Source organism: Xinfangfangia pollutisoli (assembly GCF_020179405.1).
In the GTDB taxonomy this organism is placed as follows: Bacteria; Pseudomonadota; Alphaproteobacteria; order Rhodobacterales; family Rhodobacteraceae; genus Pseudogemmobacter; species Pseudogemmobacter pollutisoli.
Genome location: NZ_JAICBZ010000001.1, coordinates 89576 through 107489 on the forward strand (window position 1 = coordinate 89576; position 17914 = coordinate 107489).

General features: G+C 67.8%; 18 protein-coding genes. 3 read left to right on the forward strand and 15 right to left on the reverse strand.

Annotation, left to right across the window (positions count from 1 at the left end; genetic code table 11):
* Positions 1 to 24: 24 nt before the first annotated feature.
* The 5 genes from K1Y73_RS00375 to K1Y73_RS00395 are packed head-to-tail and all read right to left on the reverse strand — an operon-like array spanning position 25 to position 5500.
* Positions 25 to 882: an alpha/beta hydrolase gene (locus tag K1Y73_RS00375; RefSeq protein ID WP_225025923.1), complete on the reverse strand. Its 858-nt coding sequence runs from the start codon at positions 880 to 882 to the stop codon at positions 25 to 27.
* A 19-nt stretch (positions 883 to 901) separates the two neighbouring features.
* Positions 902 to 2566, reverse strand: coding sequence for an ABC transporter ATP-binding protein (locus tag K1Y73_RS00380; protein WP_225025924.1), 1665 nt, complete (start codon positions 2564 to 2566; stop codon positions 902 to 904).
* Positions 2567 to 2571: 5 nt separating this feature from the next.
* The gene (locus K1Y73_RS00385) at positions 2572 to 3405 is read right to left on the reverse strand and encodes an ABC transporter permease (RefSeq protein WP_225025925.1); all 834 of its coding nucleotides are present in this window, start codon (positions 3403 to 3405) and stop codon (positions 2572 to 2574) included.
* A complete protein-coding gene (locus K1Y73_RS00390) occupies positions 3402 to 4343 on the reverse strand; it encodes an ABC transporter permease (protein WP_225025926.1) in 942 nt (313 codons plus the stop codon). Before K1Y73_RS00390 ends, K1Y73_RS00385 begins: the two co-directional genes overlap by 4 nt.
* Complete coding sequence (locus tag K1Y73_RS00395; protein WP_225025927.1) at positions 4337 to 5500, reverse strand: C45 family autoproteolytic acyltransferase/hydolase; 1164 nt, start codon at positions 5498 to 5500, stop codon at positions 4337 to 4339. The genes K1Y73_RS00390 and K1Y73_RS00395 overlap by 7 nt, the downstream gene beginning before the upstream one ends.
* 143 nt (positions 5501 to 5643) lie before the next feature.
* Between K1Y73_RS00395 and K1Y73_RS00400 the strand changes: the two genes are divergently transcribed.
* The gene (locus K1Y73_RS00400; RefSeq protein WP_225025928.1) at positions 5644 to 6567 is read left to right on the forward strand and encodes a GntR family transcriptional regulator; all 924 of its coding nucleotides are present in this window, start codon (positions 5644 to 5646) and stop codon (positions 6565 to 6567) included.
* 20 nt (positions 6568 to 6587) lie between these two features.
* Here K1Y73_RS00400 and K1Y73_RS00405 read toward each other — a convergent pair whose 3' ends face one another.
* The 4 genes from K1Y73_RS00405 to K1Y73_RS00420 are packed head-to-tail and all read right to left on the reverse strand — an operon-like array spanning position 6588 to position 9821.
* Positions 6588 to 7253 (reverse strand): RraA family protein, encoded by a 666-nt coding sequence (locus tag K1Y73_RS00405; protein WP_225025929.1) that lies wholly within the window; start codon positions 7251 to 7253, stop codon positions 6588 to 6590.
* A complete protein-coding gene (locus K1Y73_RS00410; protein ID WP_263626440.1) occupies positions 7250 to 7972 on the reverse strand; it encodes an aldolase/citrate lyase family protein in 723 nt (240 codons plus the stop codon). The genes K1Y73_RS00405 and K1Y73_RS00410 overlap by 4 nt, the downstream gene beginning before the upstream one ends.
* 25 nt (positions 7973 to 7997) lie before the next feature.
* A complete protein-coding gene (locus K1Y73_RS00415; protein ID WP_225025931.1) occupies positions 7998 to 8807 on the reverse strand; it encodes a carbon-nitrogen hydrolase family protein in 810 nt (269 codons plus the stop codon).
* A gap of 54 nt (positions 8808 to 8861) precedes the next feature.
* Positions 8862 to 9821, reverse strand: coding sequence for a substrate-binding domain-containing protein (locus K1Y73_RS00420; protein WP_225025932.1), 960 nt, complete (start codon positions 9819 to 9821; stop codon positions 8862 to 8864).
* 253 nt (positions 9822 to 10074) lie between these two features.
* Between K1Y73_RS00420 and K1Y73_RS00425 the strand changes: the two genes are divergently transcribed.
* Positions 10075 to 11634 carry a serine hydrolase domain-containing protein gene (locus K1Y73_RS00425; RefSeq protein WP_225025933.1) on the forward strand — a complete coding sequence of 520 codons (1560 nt, stop codon included), beginning with the start codon at positions 10075 to 10077 and terminating at the stop codon, positions 11632 to 11634.
* On the forward strand, positions 11631 to 12509 hold the full coding sequence (locus K1Y73_RS00430; RefSeq protein WP_225025934.1) for an N-formylglutamate amidohydrolase: 879 nt from the start codon (positions 11631 to 11633) through the stop codon (positions 12507 to 12509). Before K1Y73_RS00425 ends, K1Y73_RS00430 begins: the two co-directional genes overlap by 4 nt.
* Before the next feature lie 38 nt (positions 12510 to 12547).
* Here the strand turns inward: K1Y73_RS00430 and K1Y73_RS00435 are convergent, their stop codons facing one another.
* The 6 genes from K1Y73_RS00435 to K1Y73_RS00460 all read right to left on the reverse strand — a co-directional run bounded on the left by K1Y73_RS00435 (position 12548) and on the right by K1Y73_RS00460 (position 17911).
* Positions 12548 to 13513 carry a GntR family transcriptional regulator gene (locus tag K1Y73_RS00435; protein WP_225025935.1) on the reverse strand — a complete coding sequence of 322 codons (966 nt, stop codon included), beginning with the start codon at positions 13511 to 13513 and terminating at the stop codon, positions 12548 to 12550.
* On the reverse strand, positions 13513 to 14361 hold the full coding sequence (locus K1Y73_RS00440; protein ID WP_225025936.1) for an alpha/beta hydrolase: 849 nt from the start codon (positions 14359 to 14361) through the stop codon (positions 13513 to 13515). The genes K1Y73_RS00435 and K1Y73_RS00440 overlap by 1 nt, the downstream gene beginning before the upstream one ends.
* Before the next feature lie 277 nt (positions 14362 to 14638).
* Positions 14639 to 15349 carry an aspartate/glutamate racemase family protein gene (locus K1Y73_RS00445; RefSeq protein ID WP_225025937.1) on the reverse strand — a complete coding sequence of 237 codons (711 nt, stop codon included), beginning with the start codon at positions 15347 to 15349 and terminating at the stop codon, positions 14639 to 14641.
* Between the two features lies 1 nt (position 15350).
* Complete coding sequence (locus tag K1Y73_RS00450; RefSeq protein WP_451923576.1) at positions 15351 to 16115, reverse strand: ABC transporter ATP-binding protein; 765 nt, start codon at positions 16113 to 16115, stop codon at positions 15351 to 15353.
* A gap of 3 nt (positions 16116 to 16118) precedes the next feature.
* The gene (locus K1Y73_RS00455) at positions 16119 to 16901 is read right to left on the reverse strand and encodes an ABC transporter ATP-binding protein (protein ID WP_225025938.1); all 783 of its coding nucleotides are present in this window, start codon (positions 16899 to 16901) and stop codon (positions 16119 to 16121) included.
* Positions 16898 to 17911 carry a branched-chain amino acid ABC transporter permease gene (locus K1Y73_RS00460; protein ID WP_225025939.1) on the reverse strand — a complete coding sequence of 338 codons (1014 nt, stop codon included), beginning with the start codon at positions 17909 to 17911 and terminating at the stop codon, positions 16898 to 16900. Before K1Y73_RS00460 ends, K1Y73_RS00455 begins: the two co-directional genes overlap by 4 nt.
* Between the last annotated feature and the right edge of the window lie 3 nt (positions 17912 to 17914).

Below are 17914 nucleotides of genomic sequence, written 5' to 3' on the forward strand. Positions count from 1 at the left end.
CCCTGTCGTTTTTTAGGTTGAGCGTCAGTCGTTTCCTTGGCCGCGGCCGCGCGCCAGCACATCGGCGAAGAACTCTTTCACCAGGCCCAGCATCGGCCGGTCGTTATGGGCCACACCCGCAACCACGTCATGGCGCACCGCAACGCCATGCGCTTCCAGACTGGCCTTCAGGCTGTTCATCCGGTCGTTGCGATTGGCGCCGGCGATATTGGCATCGGGCATCCACAGCGTGTCGCCGGGCTTGATGGTGATTTCCCAGGTCTCGGTATCGGCGCCGCCGATCACCATCTGCACCGGCACGCGGCGGATCGCGTCAAGATCCAGCGGCTTGCCGAACACCTGTTCGAAATCCCGCACACCGACCCACCAGTCGCGATCCGGGTCCAGCAGCGTGACCACGCCCGGCGCCCCGATCGAGGCCGCCATCAGCCGCTCGGGATGCAGATACAGGAAGCGATGGGTGAAATGACCGCCGCCCGAGAAGCCGTACATCATCACCCGCGGGTCGGGGATGCGGTATTTCTCGCGCAGCTCCTCGATCATGTCGATCAGGATCTCGTCGTAATGGACCCCGTCATAGCGCAGGAACTTGTAGCTCGACAGATCGCCCGGAAAGCAGGTTCCCACCGGAAACAGCGGCGCCAGAACGATGACGCCATTCGCCTCGGCGAAATCGGCGAATGCGTCGCGATACTGCGACATGCCGCGGTTGGTGCCATGCACCAGCACCGCCAGAGGATAGGTCTTGTCGCCATCCTCGTCATAATCATCGGGCACATAGGCGCACCAGGCAAAGCGCGGATCCTTGCGCGCGGCATAAACCGTGGTGTGGCCGAAATCGTAATAGCTCAGCGTCTTGCCATGTCCTGCGACCTTGCGCATCAGACGGTCTCCTTCCTCATCATGCCGGAACCCCCGCACCCGCCGCCGAAGCTGCGCCCACGCCAAAGCTGCGGTCGATCAGCATGGCCGCGTCCAGCAGCCGGCGGGTGTAATCGTGTTGCGGGCGGTCGAAGATGTCGTCGCGCGCGCCCATCTCGACGATGCGGCCGTTTTCCATCACCGCCACGCGGTCGGCCACCTGCTCGACCGCGCCCAGATCATGCGACACGAACAGGCAGGCAAAGCCGTGCCGGGCCTGAAGGTCGCGGATCAGCCGCAGGATCTGCTTCTGCACCGTCATGTCCAGCGCCGAGACCGGCTCGTCCGCCACCACAAAGGCCGGGTTGCGCACGATGGCGCGGGCGATGGCCACCCGCTGGCGCTGCCCGCCCGACAGCTGATGCGGCAGCCGCTCGGCCAGGACCCAGGGCAGGCCCACCTCCTCGAACACCTGGCGCACCCGGTCGCGCCGGTCGCCGGCCGACAGGCCGCGGTCCAGCAGCAGCGGCTCGGCCACCACCCGGTCGACGCGCTGGCGCGGATCCAGCGAGGAATAGGGGTCCTGGAACACGATCTGCATCTTCTGCCGCAGCCGCGCCGTCTGGGCGCCGGGCTGCAGAAGGTCATGGCCTTCAAAGCGGATCGCCCCGGCGCTTGGCTGCACCAGCCCGACAATCGCCCGCCCCAGCGTCGTCTTGCCCGAGCCCGAGGCGCCGACCAGCGCCAGCGTCTCGCCGGTGCCGATGGTCAGATCCACCCCATGCACCGCGCGTTTCGGCGCATCGCGGCGGAACAGCCGCTCGCGGCCCGGATAGTCGATCACCACCCCCTCGACGCGGATCAGCGGCGGCGCCTCGGCGCGGTCGCGATGCCCCCCGGCCGAGCGGCGCGGCAGGGCGTCGATCAGGCTGCGGGTATAGGCATGCGCGGGCGCCGACAGAACCCGGGCGCTTTCGCCCTGCTCCACCGCGCGGCCGGCCTGCATCACCACAACCTTGGGCGCGTATTTCGCCACCATCCCCAGATCGTGGCTGATCAGCAGCACGCCCGTGCCCTGTTCCTGGGTCAGTTCGACCATCAGGTCCAGCACATCGCGCTGCACCAGCGTGTCCAGCGCCGTGGTCGGCTCGTCGGCGATCAGCAGTTCCGGCCGCAGCAGCATGACCGAGGCCAGCATGATCCGCTGCCGCATGCCGCCGGAAAACTCGTGCGGCCAGGCCGCCAGGCATTTCGCCGGGTCCTTGATGCGGATGCGTTCCAGCATCGCCAGGCTGCGGTCCCGGATCTCGGCGGCCGACAGGCGCTGATGCAGCCGCAGCGCCTCGGCCATCTGCCGGCCGATCGGCATCGAGGGGTTCAGCGACACCATCGGTTCCTGAAACACCATGCCGATCCGCGCGCCGCGAACGCGGCACATCTCGCGGTCCGACAGGGTCAGCAGCTCGGCCCCCTTCAGCCGGATCGAGCTGCCGGCATCGGGCCGCAGCGGCGCGGGCAGCAGCCGCAGCACCGACCGCGCCGCCATGGTCTTGCCCGAGCCGGATTCGCCCACCAGCGCCAGCATCTCGCCCGGCGCGATGTCGAAGCTCAGATCCTGCACCACCGGCGGCAGGGCATTTCCGGGACGTACCGTCAGATTGCGCACCGACAGCAGCGGCCCCGGCGCATTGGAAGGTTCGGTCATCGGGCTCATCCTTGCATCTTGGGGTCAAGCCAGTCGCGGATCGCATCGCCGAACATGTTCACCCCCAAGAGCGTGATCGAGATGCACAGGCCCGGCAGCAGGATCAGATGCGGCGCCTGGGCGGCATAGGGCCGCGCGGTCGACAGCATGTTGCCCCAGCTTGGCTCGGGCGGCGGCACGCCCAGTCCCAGAAAGCTCAGCGCGCTTTCGGCAAGGATCACCCAGCCGAACATTGTCGTGGCCAGCACGGTGACCGGCGCCAGGCAGTTGGGCAGGATATGGCGCATCATGGTGACGGCTTCGGAATTGCCCATCACGCGTGACGCTTCGACGAATTCCCGCTCGCGCAGCGACAGGACGGTGCCACGCACCACCCGCACCACGGCCGGCATATAGGCCAGGCCCAGGGCGATGATGATGCCGTGCCGGCTGGCGCCGAAGACGGCCATGAAACCCAGGGCCAGCAGCAGGCCCGGAAAGGCCAGCAGCGCATCGTTGAACATCATCAGCACCCGGTCGGTCCAGCCGCGCAGGAAGCCCGCCAGAATGCCGACGACCAGCCCGCTGAGAATGGCAAAGCAAGTGGTGAAGAAGGCGATCCAGATGCTGGTGCGCGCGCCATGGATCAGCCGCATCATCACGTCGCGGCCGAATTCGTCGCCCCCCAGCGGATGGCCCGGGCCGGGCCCCATCAGCCGGGCGCGGAAATCCAGCGCCAGCGGATCGCCCGAGACCAGCACCGGCCCCAGGATCGCCACCAGCACCACCGTCGTCAGGATTCCCATCCCAAGCAGACCGTTCAGCCGCAGCCGCGGCAGCGAAAGACCCAGCACGCTCATGCTGCCACCCGCGGATCAAGCAAGGGATAGATCAGGTCCACCAGCAGGTTGACCGCCACATAGATGAAGGCGATGAACAGCATGCAGCCCTGCACCACCGGATAGTCGCGCGCGAAGATCCCGTCGATCAGCATCCGGCCCAGGCCCGGAATGGTGAAGACCGTCTCGGTCACCGCGATATTGGCCAGAAGACTGCCCAGGATCAGCCCGATCAGCGTCCAGGTCGGGGCAAAGGCATTGCGGAAGGCATGGCGCCACATCACCGCCCGTTCCGACAGGCCCTTGGCGCGGGCATGGGTGATGTATTCCAGCCGCGCCACCTCGATCGTCGAGGCGCGGGCCATCCGGGTGATCGCCCCCGCCTCGACCATGACCAGGGTCAGAACCGGCATGATCAGATACAGAAGCCCCGCCGTCGGGTCATCGGCCAGCGAGACATAGCCCACCACCGGCAGCCAGCCCAGCCACAGGCCGAACACCGTCAGCAGCATCAGCCCCAGCCAGAAACTGGGCACCGACAGCATCAGCGTCGCCGTGCCGACGATGGCCACATCGCCCAGGCTGTTCTGCCGCCAGGCGGCGATCATCCCGGCCGGCACCGCGATGACCGAGGCCAGCACCACCGCGATCAGCACCACCGAGGCCGAAACCCCGAACCGCTCGAAGATCAGCGGCAGGACCGGCTCGCCCGTGGCGATCGACTGGCCGAAATCGCCGCTCAGAACCTTGCCCAGCCAGGTCACGAACTGGATCGGCAGGGGCTGGTCCAGCCCCATGCGCTGGCGCAGCTCTTCCACCTGGCCGGGCTGCGCCATGTCGCCCAGCATCAGCACCGCCGGGTCGCCCGGGATCATCCGCATCAGCGCAAAGATCGCGGCGGTCACGATCAGCAGCGTCGGAACGGCGCTGGCAATGCGGGTCAGCAGGAATTTCAGCATCGGACCGGCTCCGCCCGCGCCGCATCGGCAAAGCGGGCCTGCATCTCGGGGTCCATCTCCAGCATGTAGCGGGTGAAGACGCGGTTCAGCGCCGGCAGAGGTGCTACCTCCATCACCCCGCGCGCAGGCTCGCAGATGATCATCGCCACGGTCGCCGACAGATTGTCGCCATCGCGCGACAAGGGCGCCCGGCACACCGCCAGCGGCGCGCCGAACCGGTCGAACAGCGCCTCTTTCAGATCCTCGGCGGTCAGATCGCCCAGCCGCGCCAGCAGCCGCTTCTCGACCCGGTGGTCGCGATACAGGCTGTCGGGCACCTGGGCCAGGCCGGTCTCGCGCAGCTTCGTCAGCGCGACCTGGCTTTGCCAATGATTGGCATGCACGATCATGTGGTTGCGCGGGTACAGAGGAAAGGCCTCGTCCGGGGCGCATTCCAGATCGACCGCATAGCCTTCGGCGGTCGACAGCATCATGTTGTTCGACCCCGATTTCGGCGTGGTCGCCACCACTTTCAGCGCCTGGGCGAAACTGCCCGCCTCCAGCGCGCGGCGGCGGATGAAGGGCAGGGGAATGCCCATCTCGCGATAGTCGCGGTCGGATTCCAGGTAATTCGCGGTGATCGTGGTGCCGATGGCGTTAAAGCCGCTGCGCGCCAGCCCGCCGGCTTCGGTGAAGGTCAGAAGCGAGGGCCCATCGTCGCGCTGGATCTTCAGCACCACCGAAGTCTCGACGCATTCGGCCTTCCAGTCCCAGTTCTGGCCATGGATCACCCGGCCGTCGCGCGTGGCTTCCGGCAGGATCACCGCGCCGGTGCAGCCATCGGGCTCGTCATCGCTCACGCCCTTCTCGCGCTGCGCCAGCTGCAGCACTTCGGTGCGCGCATTGATCAGCACCACCGTCGCCAGATCGACCGCCGCGCCGCGGGCGATGCCCTGCATCTCGTCGACCAGATCCGGCGCCCAGGCCGCGATCCGCGGCAGGAACACCTCGACAAGCCGCGTCACCTCGGCCCGGTCAAAGCCCAGCCGGCCCAGCTGCGCCTGGTAATGCCCGGCCGACAGACGGATGCGGTCGCGCGCCTGCTCGCCATAGCTTTCGCCCCGTTGCTTTGGAGCGCCCCGGACCTCCACCAGCGGAAAGGCCGTTACCTCTGTCATGTCCTGGATTCCCTGTTGTCTGTTCCGGCGACGCTAGCGCATTTTACGCACATGAAAAGCATAAAAGCCGGCATTTGAGAATTTTGTTGCATTTAAATGCAATCAGAATTCATTTGGCAGCAGCACAGTCCGGAGACCGGCCCTTGACCCATGACACCCCGCCCCAGCCGCTGGCCGAACCGCCGCCCGATGTCCCGGCGGAAGAGGCCAGCGATCTGCAGATCGACGTCGCCCGCCGCATTCTGCAGCGAATCCGCGACCTTGGGCTGAAGCCGGGCGCGCGGCTGCCGGCGGCCGATCTGGCGCGCAGCTTCGGCGTGTCGCGCTCGCCCGTCACGGCGGCGCTGGAGCTGTTGCGCGAGAAGGGCGTCGTCTGCGCGGCCGGTGGGCGTGGCATGCAGGTCGCGCGCGACATCTCGGCCGAAAGCCTGACCGATCTTCTGCCCAGTTCCGCCGCCGAGACCCTGTATCACCGCATCATGTCCGACCGCGCCGCGGGCCTTTTGCCGCAGGAAGTGTCCGAGGCCGAATTGCTGCCGCGCTATGCCGTCGCGCGCGGGATGATCCGCAAGTTGTTGATGCGCTTTGCTGCCGAAGGCCTGGCGCGGCGCCTGCCGGGCCATGGCTGGCGCTTCGTCGATACGCTGGAAAGCGACGCCGATTTCCAGGCCAGTTACGAATTCCGCATCATCGTCGAATGCGCCGCCCTGCTGACGCCGGCCTTCCGCGCCGATCCCGACCAGATCGGCCAGCTGCGCCGCGCGCATGAACGCGTGCTGGCCGCGCCACGCGGCGAAGTACCGGGCGACGAATGGTTCCGCGTCAATGCCAGTTTCCACGAGACCCTGGCCTCCTGGTCGGGCAACCGCTTCCTGCAAGAGGCGATCCGCCAGCAGAACAACCTGCGCCAGATGCAAGAGGCGGTGTATTACCGCGTCCTCGCCCCCGCGCGGCTGCAGCAATCCTGTACCGAACACATCGCCATTCTCGATGCGGTCGAAGCCGGCGACCGCGACTGGGCGGCCGCCCTGCTGCGCCAGCATCTGCGCAGCGCCGCGGAAAGCTAGGGCCGGCGCGGGGCGGGTCATCACAGCCGCTCCGCGATCATCGCCGAGGCGCCCGAGATGTCGCCCATCCGCTCGCCCGCGCGCAGCCGCGCGATCAGCGTCTGTTCGGCCGCCTGCATGGCGATGGCCCGGTCGGCCGCCGCTTCGGCGATCTCGGGCGGCAGCACCACGACGCCGCTTTCATCGGCGATCACCGCATCGCCCGGATGCACGATCACGCCGCCGCAGGACACCGGAATGTTGAAAGCCCCCGATTGGGCGTAAAGCTTGGTCGTCAGGGCCGAGCGCCCGCGCGCCCAGATCGGCAGGCCCAGCCGGCGGATCTCGCCCAGATCGGTCAGCGGCCCGTCGACCACGGCGCCGGCCATTCCGGTCAGCACCGCCGCATGGGTGACGCCGCCGCCCCAGCACGCATGCCGCGTGTCGCCCGACCGGTCGACGATCAGCACATCGCCGGGCCGCAGATCCGAGATCACGTCATGCAGCAGCGCCGAGTCATTCGCGGCCAGCCGCAGCGTCACCGCGGTGCCGGCAATGCGCGCCTCGGGGCCCATGGCCTGGATCTCGCCCGCCATGAAATGCGAATGCAGGAAATGCCCGCAAGTCGCGGCCTCGGCCGCCAGCAGCTTGCGCACCAAAGCCGGCGCGATCTGTGGCGGCAGCGGGTTGCGGATGAAATCCTTCATGCCGCAGCCCCCGCGCCTTCCGCCCCCGGCACGGCGGCCAGAACCTGGCGCAGCCCGCGCGCCATGATGTCATGCTCGGCCGCGACCACCGCCATCTCGGCGCCCTGCGCCTGGGCAAAGGCCTGCTCGGCCGGGCGCCAGGCCGGCAGCCACCAGGGCTTGCCCGCCGCGCGCGCCGCCTGGGCCAGCCGCGCCAGATCGGCCTGATCGGCCTCGGTAAAGCCATAGCCGGCCCGTCCCCGGGTCAGCGCCAGATCGAAGGGGCCGATGAAAATGCCATCCACGCAGTCATGCGCCAGGATCGCCTCGACATCGGCAAAGGCCTCGGCCGTCTCGATCATCGGCAGGCAGCGCAGCGCCCGGTTCGAGCGCTGGAAGAAATCGGCATCGGGCGGCGCGAAACGGGCCGAGCGCCCGGCCGCATAGCTGCGGCTGCCAAGCGGCGGGTATTTCGCGGTGGCCAGCGTCGCCGCTGCCCCGGCCAGCCGGCCGACATGCGGGATGATCACCCCATCCACCCCCAGATCGGCGGCGCGCTGCACATGCACCGGCTCGGGCGCCTCGATCTTGAAATAGACCGCCAGCCCCATCGCCCGCGCCGCCACCACCAGCGCCTCGCGCCGGTCGGGGGCAAAGGCGTTATGCTCGACATCGCAGACCAGGGTCCGCAAGCCCTGCGCCGCGACGATCTCCAAGAGATCGAGGTTCGGCGTGCTCATCCAGAACGCGTGCTGCATGGCCGGCTTACAGCACATGGTGGCGGTTCGAGGGCAGGATCGACCGCACCCGGTCCTGCCAGGCGAAATCGGCATCGGCGATGATCACCCCCGGCACGTTCGAGGCCCGGGCGACCACCGTTCCCCAGGGGTCGATGATCATCGAATTGCCATAGCAGGCCACTTCCGCCTCGCCGACGCGGTGCTTGCCGACCTGGCCCGGCGCCATCAGCCAGCATTGCGTCTCGATCGCGCGGGCGCGCAGCAGGGTTTCCCAATGGTCCTTGCCGGTTTCCATCGTGAAGGCCGCCGGCACGCAGAGCATGTCGCAGCCGGCCTTCATATGGGCCAGGAACAGCTCGGGAAAGCGCATGTCATAGCAGATCGCACAGCCGATCCGGTGCCCGTCCAGCGCGAAATCCACGATCTCTTCGCCGCGGCGGATCGTGTCGGATTCGCGATAGACCTCGCCACCCGGGGTCACCACGTCGAACAGGTGGATCTTGCGATAGCGCGCGCGTTCCGTGCCGTCGGGTCCGAAGATCACCGAAGTGTTGAAATAGCCATTGTCCTGCTTCTCGATCATCGAGCCGGTGTGGAAGGTCACCGCATGGCGCCGCGCCAGCGCCTGCAGCGCGCGATAACCCTCGCCCTCGGGGAAGGTCTCGCCCGCCGCCCATTGTTCTTCGCGGCTGCCGCCCAGGAAGGTGGAATATTCCGGCGCCACCACCAGATCCACCCCGCGCCCGGCGATCTTCTCGTCGAAGAAGCGGGTGATGGTGGCAAGGTTGGCGGCCTTGTCGTCGCGAGAGTTCAGTTGCAGAAGCGCGATGCGCATGGCGGTCTCCGTATCGGGATTCGGCGTCGGGGGCGGAACCTGCCCGCGGCGCGGTCAGCTGAGGGCAGGGTCGAATAGGCGGGTCGGATCGGGCGGATCGGCCAGGATGCCCTGGTCGTGCAGCGCGCGGCAGAAGGCCGCCAGCATCGGCAGATTGGCCGCGGCGCCGCTGGCATAGGCGCTGTCAGGCAGGGCGCGCGACGCGCGCAACAGCTCGTCCAGCATCCAGGGGCTGGTCTCGGCATAGCGGCGGCGCCGCGCCAGCCAGACCTGGCGCGACTGGTCCAGCATCCGGTTGACCTCGGCGGCGATCCAGGGCCGGCCCTGCAGCACCTCGCTGCGGAAGCTGATCAGATGCAGCCCCGGCACAAAGCCCGACCGGGCGAACCAGGCCTGCTCGGCCGCCACCATGTCGGGCAGCAGCGGGCGCAAGGCCGGCTGCGGCCCGAAGGCCTCGGGCGGCAGGAAGGGCGCGCAGATCGCATCCAGTCGGCCCTCGGCCAGCAGATCCAGCATCGGCGCCTCATCCGGGCAGGGCTCGATCCGGCCGGGGCGGCCATAACCGCGCAGCCGGTCGGTCACCGGCTGATCCGCCGTCAGCCGCCCGGCAAACCAAGTGGCCGCCTCGATCCCCACCCCCGCCTCGGCCAGGGCCGCGCGGGTCCAGATCGTGCCGGTATCATGCCAGCCCGTCACCCCGATGCGCGCGCCCTGCAGCTGCTCCAGCCGCGTCAGCGGACTGTCGGCCGCCACCAGCACGCAGCGCTGCCGGAAGCCGCGCATGATGAACTGCGGCAGGCCGGTGATCCGGGTCTCGCCCGCCGCGCGCAGCAGCACATAGCGCGCCAGCGAGGTTTCGACCGCGTCAAACCCGTCGGGCGCGCGCAGCGCCGGCAAAAGCGCCGGCAGGCGGGTGATCTTCAGCGTGACCCGGTCCGAGGTCACATCGCCCAGCAGAAGCGGGGTCAGGTGATCCCAGTCGCGCGTCGCCAGCGAGATCGTCACCTCGGTCATCGCGCCCGCCCACCCTGGAGAGACCGCCTCGTCCCCCCCGGCAGATGCCGGCGGATCGGGCAGGTTGATTGTTTTATGATCGCATCATGAATCATCATTGACACATGCTAGCCCAGATGTTTTGCTTTTTACAAATGCTAAATACAATCATCGCTGAAATTCCCCGTCTCCCCTTTGCCGCTGCAGCCCGTTCTGCCGGGCCGGGGTTTCCCGCCGCATCCCCCGAAGGCCTTCCAGGACAAAGCCAAGACCGATGACCTCTGATTCCGATGGCCTGCCGCGCCGGGCGCCCTCGTCGCGCGGGACCGATCCCGCCATCCTTGCCGCTGTCCTGGACACGATCCGTGCCGAAGCGATCGAGCTGCACAGCCTGCTGATCTGGCAAAAGGATGCGCTGATCCTGGATGCCTGGTGGGCGCCCTTCGCGCCCGCGCGCCCGCATATGATGCATTCGGTGACGAAAAGCTTCACCTCGGCCGCGGTCGGACTGGCCCTGGCCGAGGGCAGGCTGGCGCTGGACGATCTGGTGCTGGGCTTCTTCCCCGACCACCCACTGCCCGATCTGCCGGCGCAGGATCTGGCCCGGCTGCAGCGCATGACGCTGCGCCATCTGCTGACCATGGCCTCGGGCCATGGCCGCGGCATCTCGGGCGGGTCCTGGCGGCGCATCGCCACCAGCTGGGTGGCCGATTTCCTGCGCCAGCCGATGACCTACGAACCGGGCGAGGTCTTCGTCTATGACAGTGCCGCCAGCTACATGCTGTCGGCCATCGTGCAGCGCGCCACCGGCCGGCAGGTGCTGGACCTGCTGGACGAGCGGATTTTCCGCCCGATGCAGATGTCGCGCGCGATCACCTGGGACATCGGGCCCGACGGGGTGAACACCGGCGGCAACGGGCTGTCCTGCACCACGGCCGATCTGCTGAAACTGGGGATCCTGCATCTACAGGGCGGGCAGTGGCAGGGCCAGCAGCTTCTGCCGGCCGACTGGGTGGCCCAGGCCACGGCGGCGCAGCTGCGCAATGTGGTGATGGGCGCCTTCACCGGCGACCATTACCTCGGCCCCGAGGCGGCGGGCGCCCAGGTCCGCGAAGGCTATGGCTATCAGTGGTGGCGCGGGCCGCATGACAGTTTCTCGGCCAATGGGCTGTTCGGGCAATATTGCATCGCCCTGCCCGACCAGTGCGCCGTGGTGGCCTTTACCGGCGGGCTTGACGATGACGATGACCGGATGCACCGGCTGATCTATGACCGGCTGCGCCCGGCGCTTGGCGCGGGCGGCGGCGATGCGGCGGGCGATGCGGCGCTGGCCGCCCAAGTCGCGGGCCTGCATCTGGCCACCCGCCCGCGCGGGCCAGGCGCCGCCCCGGCGCAGATCGCTGCGCGGGCCGGCACCTGGCAGGCCGCCCCGAACGACCAGCAGATCACCCAGATCGGCCTGGCCCCGGGACCCGACGGGCTGGATTTGTGGCTGGTCGTCGCCGGGCAGACCCACCGCATAGCGGCGGGCTATGCGCATTTCGTCGAAAGCCGCTGCACACTGCCCGGCGCCCGGCTGCACCATTCCTATCAGCCGCCCGAGGGGCTGGCCGCCGCCGCCTGCGCCTGCTGGTCGCCCGCGGCCGACCTTCTGACCCTGGATCTGGTTCTGGTGGAAACCGCCTTCCGCGACACGATCGAGATCGCCTTCGACGGCGAAGACCTGCGCCTGTCGCGCCGGGTCAACGTGAATTCCGCCGCGCGCGAACTGCCCGCGGTCACCGCCCGCCGCCTTTCCCTTTCCGCCCCTCTTCCCGTACAGGACCTGCCATGATTGACCCGATCAAGGATCTGACCATCGACGGCGTGCTGCAGCTGCACGCGCCCCGCGCGCCCCTGGTGCCGCTGGTGCTGGACAGCCCGCATTCCGGCCTGACCATCCCGGCCGATTTCACCCCCGCCGTCAGCGCCGAGCGGGTGCTGGTCGCCGCCGATACCCATGTCGACGATCTGGTCTCGGCCGCGCCCGATCTGGGCGCTCCGCTGCTGGCGGCGCTGTTCCCGCGCAGCTTCCTGGACGTGAACCGGTCGCTTCTGGACATGGACGTCACCATGGTCGAGGGCGATTGGCCGCATCCGGTCGGGCGCAGCCCCACCGCGGCGCGCGGCATGGGGCTGATGTGGCGCTATGCCTGGGGGGATGAGCCGATGCATGCCCGCAAGCTGACCGTGGCCGAGGCCGAAGACCGCATCCGCCGCTACTGGCAGCCCTATCACCGCGAAATGGCGCAGCTGATGCATGCGGTCTATGGCCGCTTCGGGCGGGTCTACCATCTGAACTGCCATTCGATGACCGCGCAGGGCCATGCGATTTCCTCGGATGGCGCGGGCACCCAGCGCGCTGATATCTGCATCGGCGATCTGCACGGCACCGCCGCCGCGCCGGACTTCGTGGCGCTGATCCGCGACACGCTGGCGGCCGAGGGTCTGGACGTGGCGCTGAACCGCCCCTTCCGCGGCGCCGAGCTGACGCAGGCCTGGTCCAGCCCCGCGCATGGCCGCCATTCCGTGCAGCTTGAGATCAACCGCCGGCTTTACATGGACGAGGTCACCCGCGAACGCACCGCCGGCTATCCGGCGCTGAAGGCCAGCCTGACCCGGCTATGCCGCACGCTGGCCGATTACGCCCGCGCCCAGGTTCCCGGCTAGCGCACGCGCCCCCTTGCGCGCCGCCCCTTGCGCGCCGGTCAGGCCGGCGCGTCGGTTTCGGGGCGGACCCGGCTCAGATGCCGCACCAGAAGGGCGGCGGCCAGCCGGCGGTCGCCCTGGCGGATCGCCTGCAGGATCGACAGATGGTCCTGCGCGGCCCGGCGCAATCCGGCCTCGGTCAACTGGGTGAATTCGCTGTATTCGGTCATCCGGCGCAGATTGTTCTGCAGCTGGATCGCCCGCACCAGAAAGCGGTTGCGCGACCAGGACACCACCGTCTCGTGAAAGCGCGCATTGGCCTCGAACCAGTCGCTGCCCTTGATCTCGGCCAGCGCGGCGGCCAGCAGCGCCCGCTGCTCGGCCTCCAGCGCGGCCATCTCCTGCGGATCGGCGCGGAACGTGTCTTCCTGCACCGCGCCGCATTCGATCACCGTGCGGAAGGCGTAGCTTTCATTCACCGCCTGCACATTGTCCAGGCATTCGGCAAAGCGCCAGCCATGGCCTTCGCGCCGCTCGGCCAGGCCTTCCGCCGACAGCCGCATCAGCGTGCGGCGCAGCGCGCTGCGTGGCGCCTCCAGCAGGTCCAGCAACTCGGCCTCGGTCGCCTCGGGGCCGATCTCGCCGCTGGCCCGCGCCTGCAGCACCCGGCGGTAAAGCTGTTCCCCGCCCGAGGGCGGAAACAGCTCTTCGGCCAGATCGAAATCCTCGGCCCGCCGCGCCAGGGTGAAGCCGCGGTCGCGCTGCGCCAGAAAGCCGCGCGCCACCAGATATTGCAGCACCTGCCGGATCGGGCTGCGCGAGATGGCGAACTCTCGCGCCAGCCCCGCATCCGAGATCCGCTCGCCCACCTGCCAGCGCCCGCTGCGGATCACCGAGATCAGCTTGTGCGCCACCTCGATCTGCAGCGCGCTCAGCGTTCCCGCCTCGGCCTCGCCCTCGGCCAGATCGGCCTCCGCAAGTGCGGGATCGTCCGGCGCCTCGGGCCTGTCGGCGGGGTCTGGCATCAGCGGGGCACCTCCTGGCGCAGGCAATCGGCAAAAAAGTCTTTCACCCTTTGCAGCATGGATCGGTCGTCATGTGCAACTCCGGGCACGATGTCATGGCGCACCGAAATGCCCTGCGCCTCGTAACTGGCCCTCAGCGCGCGCATCCGGTCGTTGCGCGTCTCGCCCGCCAGATCGGCGCCTTCCATCCACCAGCTGTTGCCGGGCGGAATGGCGATTTCCCAGGTTTCCAGGTCATCGCCGCCGATCACCATCTGCACCGGCACCCGGCGCATCGCCTGAAGGTCGATCTCCTTGCCGAAGCGCTGGCCGAAATCGCGCAGGCCCACCCACCAGTCATGGTTGAAATCCAGCAGCGTCACGATGCCCGGCGCCCCGATCGAGGCCGCCATCAGCCGCTCGGGATGCAGATACAGAAAGCGATGGGTGAAATGACCGCCGCCGGAAAAGCCGTACATCATCACCCGCGGGTCGGGGATGCGGTATTTCCCGCGCATCTCCTCGATCATGTCGATCAGGATCAGGTCATAATCGACCCCGCCCTCGCGCAGCATCTTGTAGCTGGACAGATCGCCCGGAAAGCAGATGCCCACCGGAAACAGCGGGCACAGCACGATGACCCCCTGCGCCTCGGCGAAATCGGCAAAGGCATCGCGATAGGCTTCCATGCCGCGTTCGGTGCCATGCACGATCACCGCCAGCGGATAGGTCTTGTCGCCCGCGGGGTCGTAATCGCTGGGCACATAGGCGCAATAGGGGAAGCGCGGATCCTGGCGCGAGGCGTAAACGGTGGTCCGGCCCAGATCATAGGGACCAAGGCCTTGCCGGGCCCGGGGGTCTGTCGTCATCGTCTCGCTCCTTGCTGGGCGGCGCGCCTGCGCCCGGCCGGCCGTGCGGCAGAACCGCGGGCAAGCGGGCAATCACACGCCACATATGTCTTATTCGGCGACTTAGAACATATATTCGGCCGCGATCAAGGGTTAGAAACGACTCTTACCTCTTTCCCGGAACCGCATCCCCCGGCAACCCGCGCCGGGGCGCAAACAAAACGGCCCGCGCCAGAAGCGCGGGCCGGATCACCATTTACCGACAATTTCCGCGGGGCCCCCGCCGCCCCGCCCCGCCTCAGGCCGAGGCGCGCAGCTTCACCGCCGGCACCGGCGCATAGCCGCCCCGGCGCGAGGTGCGCAGCCCCAGCCCGACCATCGCCTCGGCCAGTCGCACCGCGCAGGACACGCCATCCAGCACCGGCAGCCCATGCTCGGCCTCAAGCCGCCCGGCCAGATCGGCCATGCCCGCACAGCCCAGCACGATCGCCTCGGCGCGGTCCTCGGCCACGGCGCGGCCGATCTCGGCGCTGATCCGGGTGCTGGCATCCGAGCCGGGATGTTCCAGCTCCAGCACCGCCACTTCCGACGCCCGCACCCGCGCGCAGCGCGCCGACAGGCCATAGCGGTGCAGGTTGTGTTCCAGCGCCGGCACCGACCGGCCCAGCGTCGTGACGACCGAGAACTTGTTCGAGATCATCGAGGCGAAATGATAGGCCGCCTCGCCGATGCCGATCACCGGCCGGTCGGTCAGGCAGCGCGCCGCATCGAGCCCGGTATCGTCGAAGCAGGCGATGATCACCGCGTCGAAACCGGCCGCGGTCTGGATGATGCGCAACAGGCCCGGCACGCTCAGCGCCTCGTCATAATAGCCCTCGATCGAGACCGGGCCCTGCGGCGGGTTCACCGCCTGAATCTCGGTCCCCGGCCCCGCCGCCGCCCGGGCCGCGGCGCCGATCTTCTCGGTCATCGAGGCGGTGGAGTTGGGATTGATCACCAGAAGGCGCATGTTACAGCTCCCCGCCCAGATAGGCGGCCTTGATGCGGTCGTCATGCATCAGATCCTTGGAATTCCCCGACAGCACGACCTGACCTGTCGAAAGCGCATAGGCGCGGCTGGAGATGGACAGCGCCATCCGGCTGTTCTGTTCCACCAGCAGCACGCTGACCCCCTCATCGCGGCCGATGGCCACGATGGCGCGGGCGATGTCCTGCACCAGTTTCGGCGCGATCCCCAGCGAGGGCTCGTCCAGCAGAAGCAGCTTCGGCTTGGCCATCAGCGCGCGGCCGATCACCATCATCTGCTGCTCGCCGCCCGAAAGCGTGCTGGCCTGCTGGCTGTAGCGCTCTTTCAGCCGCGGGAAACGGGTCAGCACGCTGTCCAGCGTCTGCTCGATCCCCTGCTTGTCGCTGCGGGTGAAGGCGCCCATCAGCAGGTTGTCCTTCACGCTCATCAGCGGAAAGACCCGGCGGCCTTCGGGCACCATGGCGATGCCGCGGGTCACGATCTCGGCGGCCGAGCGGCCGTCGATGCGTTCGCCCAGATAGCTGATCGCGCCCGACTTGATCTTGCGCAGCCCGGTGATCGCCCGCAGGATCGACGATTTCCCGGCCCCGTTCGCGCCGATGAGCGCGATGGTCTCGCCCTCCATCAACTCGATGCTGACGCCTTTCAGCGCGTAGACATGGTCATAGTACAGTTCGACATTGTCGAAGCTCAGCATCTTGCGCGCGGCCGAGGGCGAAGGCGAGGTTTGGGGAACGGTCTGGGTCATGGCTTACATCCCGATCGCGGCGTCTTCGCTGCCCAGATAGGCCTCGATCACGCGGGGGTTTTCCTGGATTTCGGCAGGCGTGCCCTCGGCGATCTTCTCGCCGAAGTTGATGCAGACGATCCGGTCCGAGATTTTCATCACCGCCGGCATATCGTGTTCCACCAGCAGCACCGTCAGCCCGCGCTCGTCGCGCAGCCGGCGCACCAGGGCGACCATCTTCATCGTCTCGTCATGGTTCATGCCGGCGAAAGGTTCGTCCAGCAGGATCACCTCGGGATGCGTGGCCAGCCCGATCGCCATGCCAAGCGCGCGCAGATGGCCCTGCGGCAGGTTCGACGCCGTTTCGTTGCGGATCGCCTGCAGCCCCAGAAAGTCGATGATGTCATCGGCCGATTTGCCGAATTCCGCCTCATCCGCCCGCGCCTGGGCCGAGCCGAAGAAGAAACCCAGCAGCGAGGCTTTCGAGCGCAGGTGATGCGAGACGATCACATTCTCGCGCACCGTCATCGACTTGAAGATCGTCGTCTCCTGGAAGGTCCGCACCACGCCCAGCCGCGCCACCTTGTGCGGCGGCAGGCCCGAGATGCGGTTGCCCTTGTAGATCACCTCGCCCGTCGTGGGGGTGACGAAGCCGGCGATCTGCTTGAACAGCGTCGACTTCCCCGCCCCGTTCGGCCCGATCACCGACAGGATCTCCTGCGGGGCCACGTCGAAGGTGATGTCATTGTTCGCCGTCAGCCCGCCATAGCGCTTGGTGACGCCCTTGATCTGCAGGATCGGGGTCATTTGCGGCCTCCTTTCCGGTCCAGCAGGCTTAGAACGCCATTGGGCAGCACCAGCATCAGCGCGATCATCGTGCCGGAATAGATCAGCAGCTGGTATTCCTTGGCCACCGACAGCAGGTCCCAGCCGAAATACAGCAGAAGCGTGCCCAGCATCGGCCCGAACACGTAGCCCAGGCCGCCCAGGAAGCAGTAAAGCATGAAGTTCACGCTGTCGTTCACCACGAAGGACGAGGGGTAGATCGATTGCGAGATCGCGACGAAAATCGCCCCCGCCAGCCCGCCGAAGAAGGACGAGATCGCATAGGCCAAGACCCGCAGCATCGCGGTATTCACCCCGATCGAGGCCGACAGCTCTTCGTTCTGCTGCAGCGACCGGCACAGATGCCCCAGCCGCGAATTCACGATCCGCCACAGCACCAGATAGGTCAGCACCATCAGAAGCGCCGCCATCAGGTAGAAGGCCAGCTTCGGGTTCTGCAGCGTGGCGAAATCCGGAATGATCGTCAGCCCGAAGATCGACAATTCGCCCGGCAGCGGAATCGAGGTGATGCCCTTGGCGCCATTGGTGATCGGCAGGGCCAGCGCGGTCAGCCGGGCAACCTCGGTCAGAACCAGCGTCACCATGGCGAAATAGACCCCGCGCAGCCGCAGGATCGGCAGCCCGATCCCCACCGAGACCACCGCGCAGAACAGCCCGGCCAAGGGCAGCGTCAGCCAGAAGCTGACCCCGTATTTCATGATCAGAATGGCCGAGACATAGCCGCCGGTCAGCGCATAGGCGCCCTGCCCGATGTTGATCCGGCCGATATAGAAGGTCAGCCAGACCCCGGCCGCGGCCACCGACAGCAGCGCCACCGATGTCAGCGTATAGTAGAAGTCCCAGCGTCCGGTGATGCGGATGAACAGCGGCACCAGCACGAAGACCAGAAGCAGGAAGGCGGCGATCCCCAGCAGGCGCGCGGGCAGGCCGGGCCTTTGGGTCGGGTCCGAGGAATGCGTGTGATCGGTCATCGG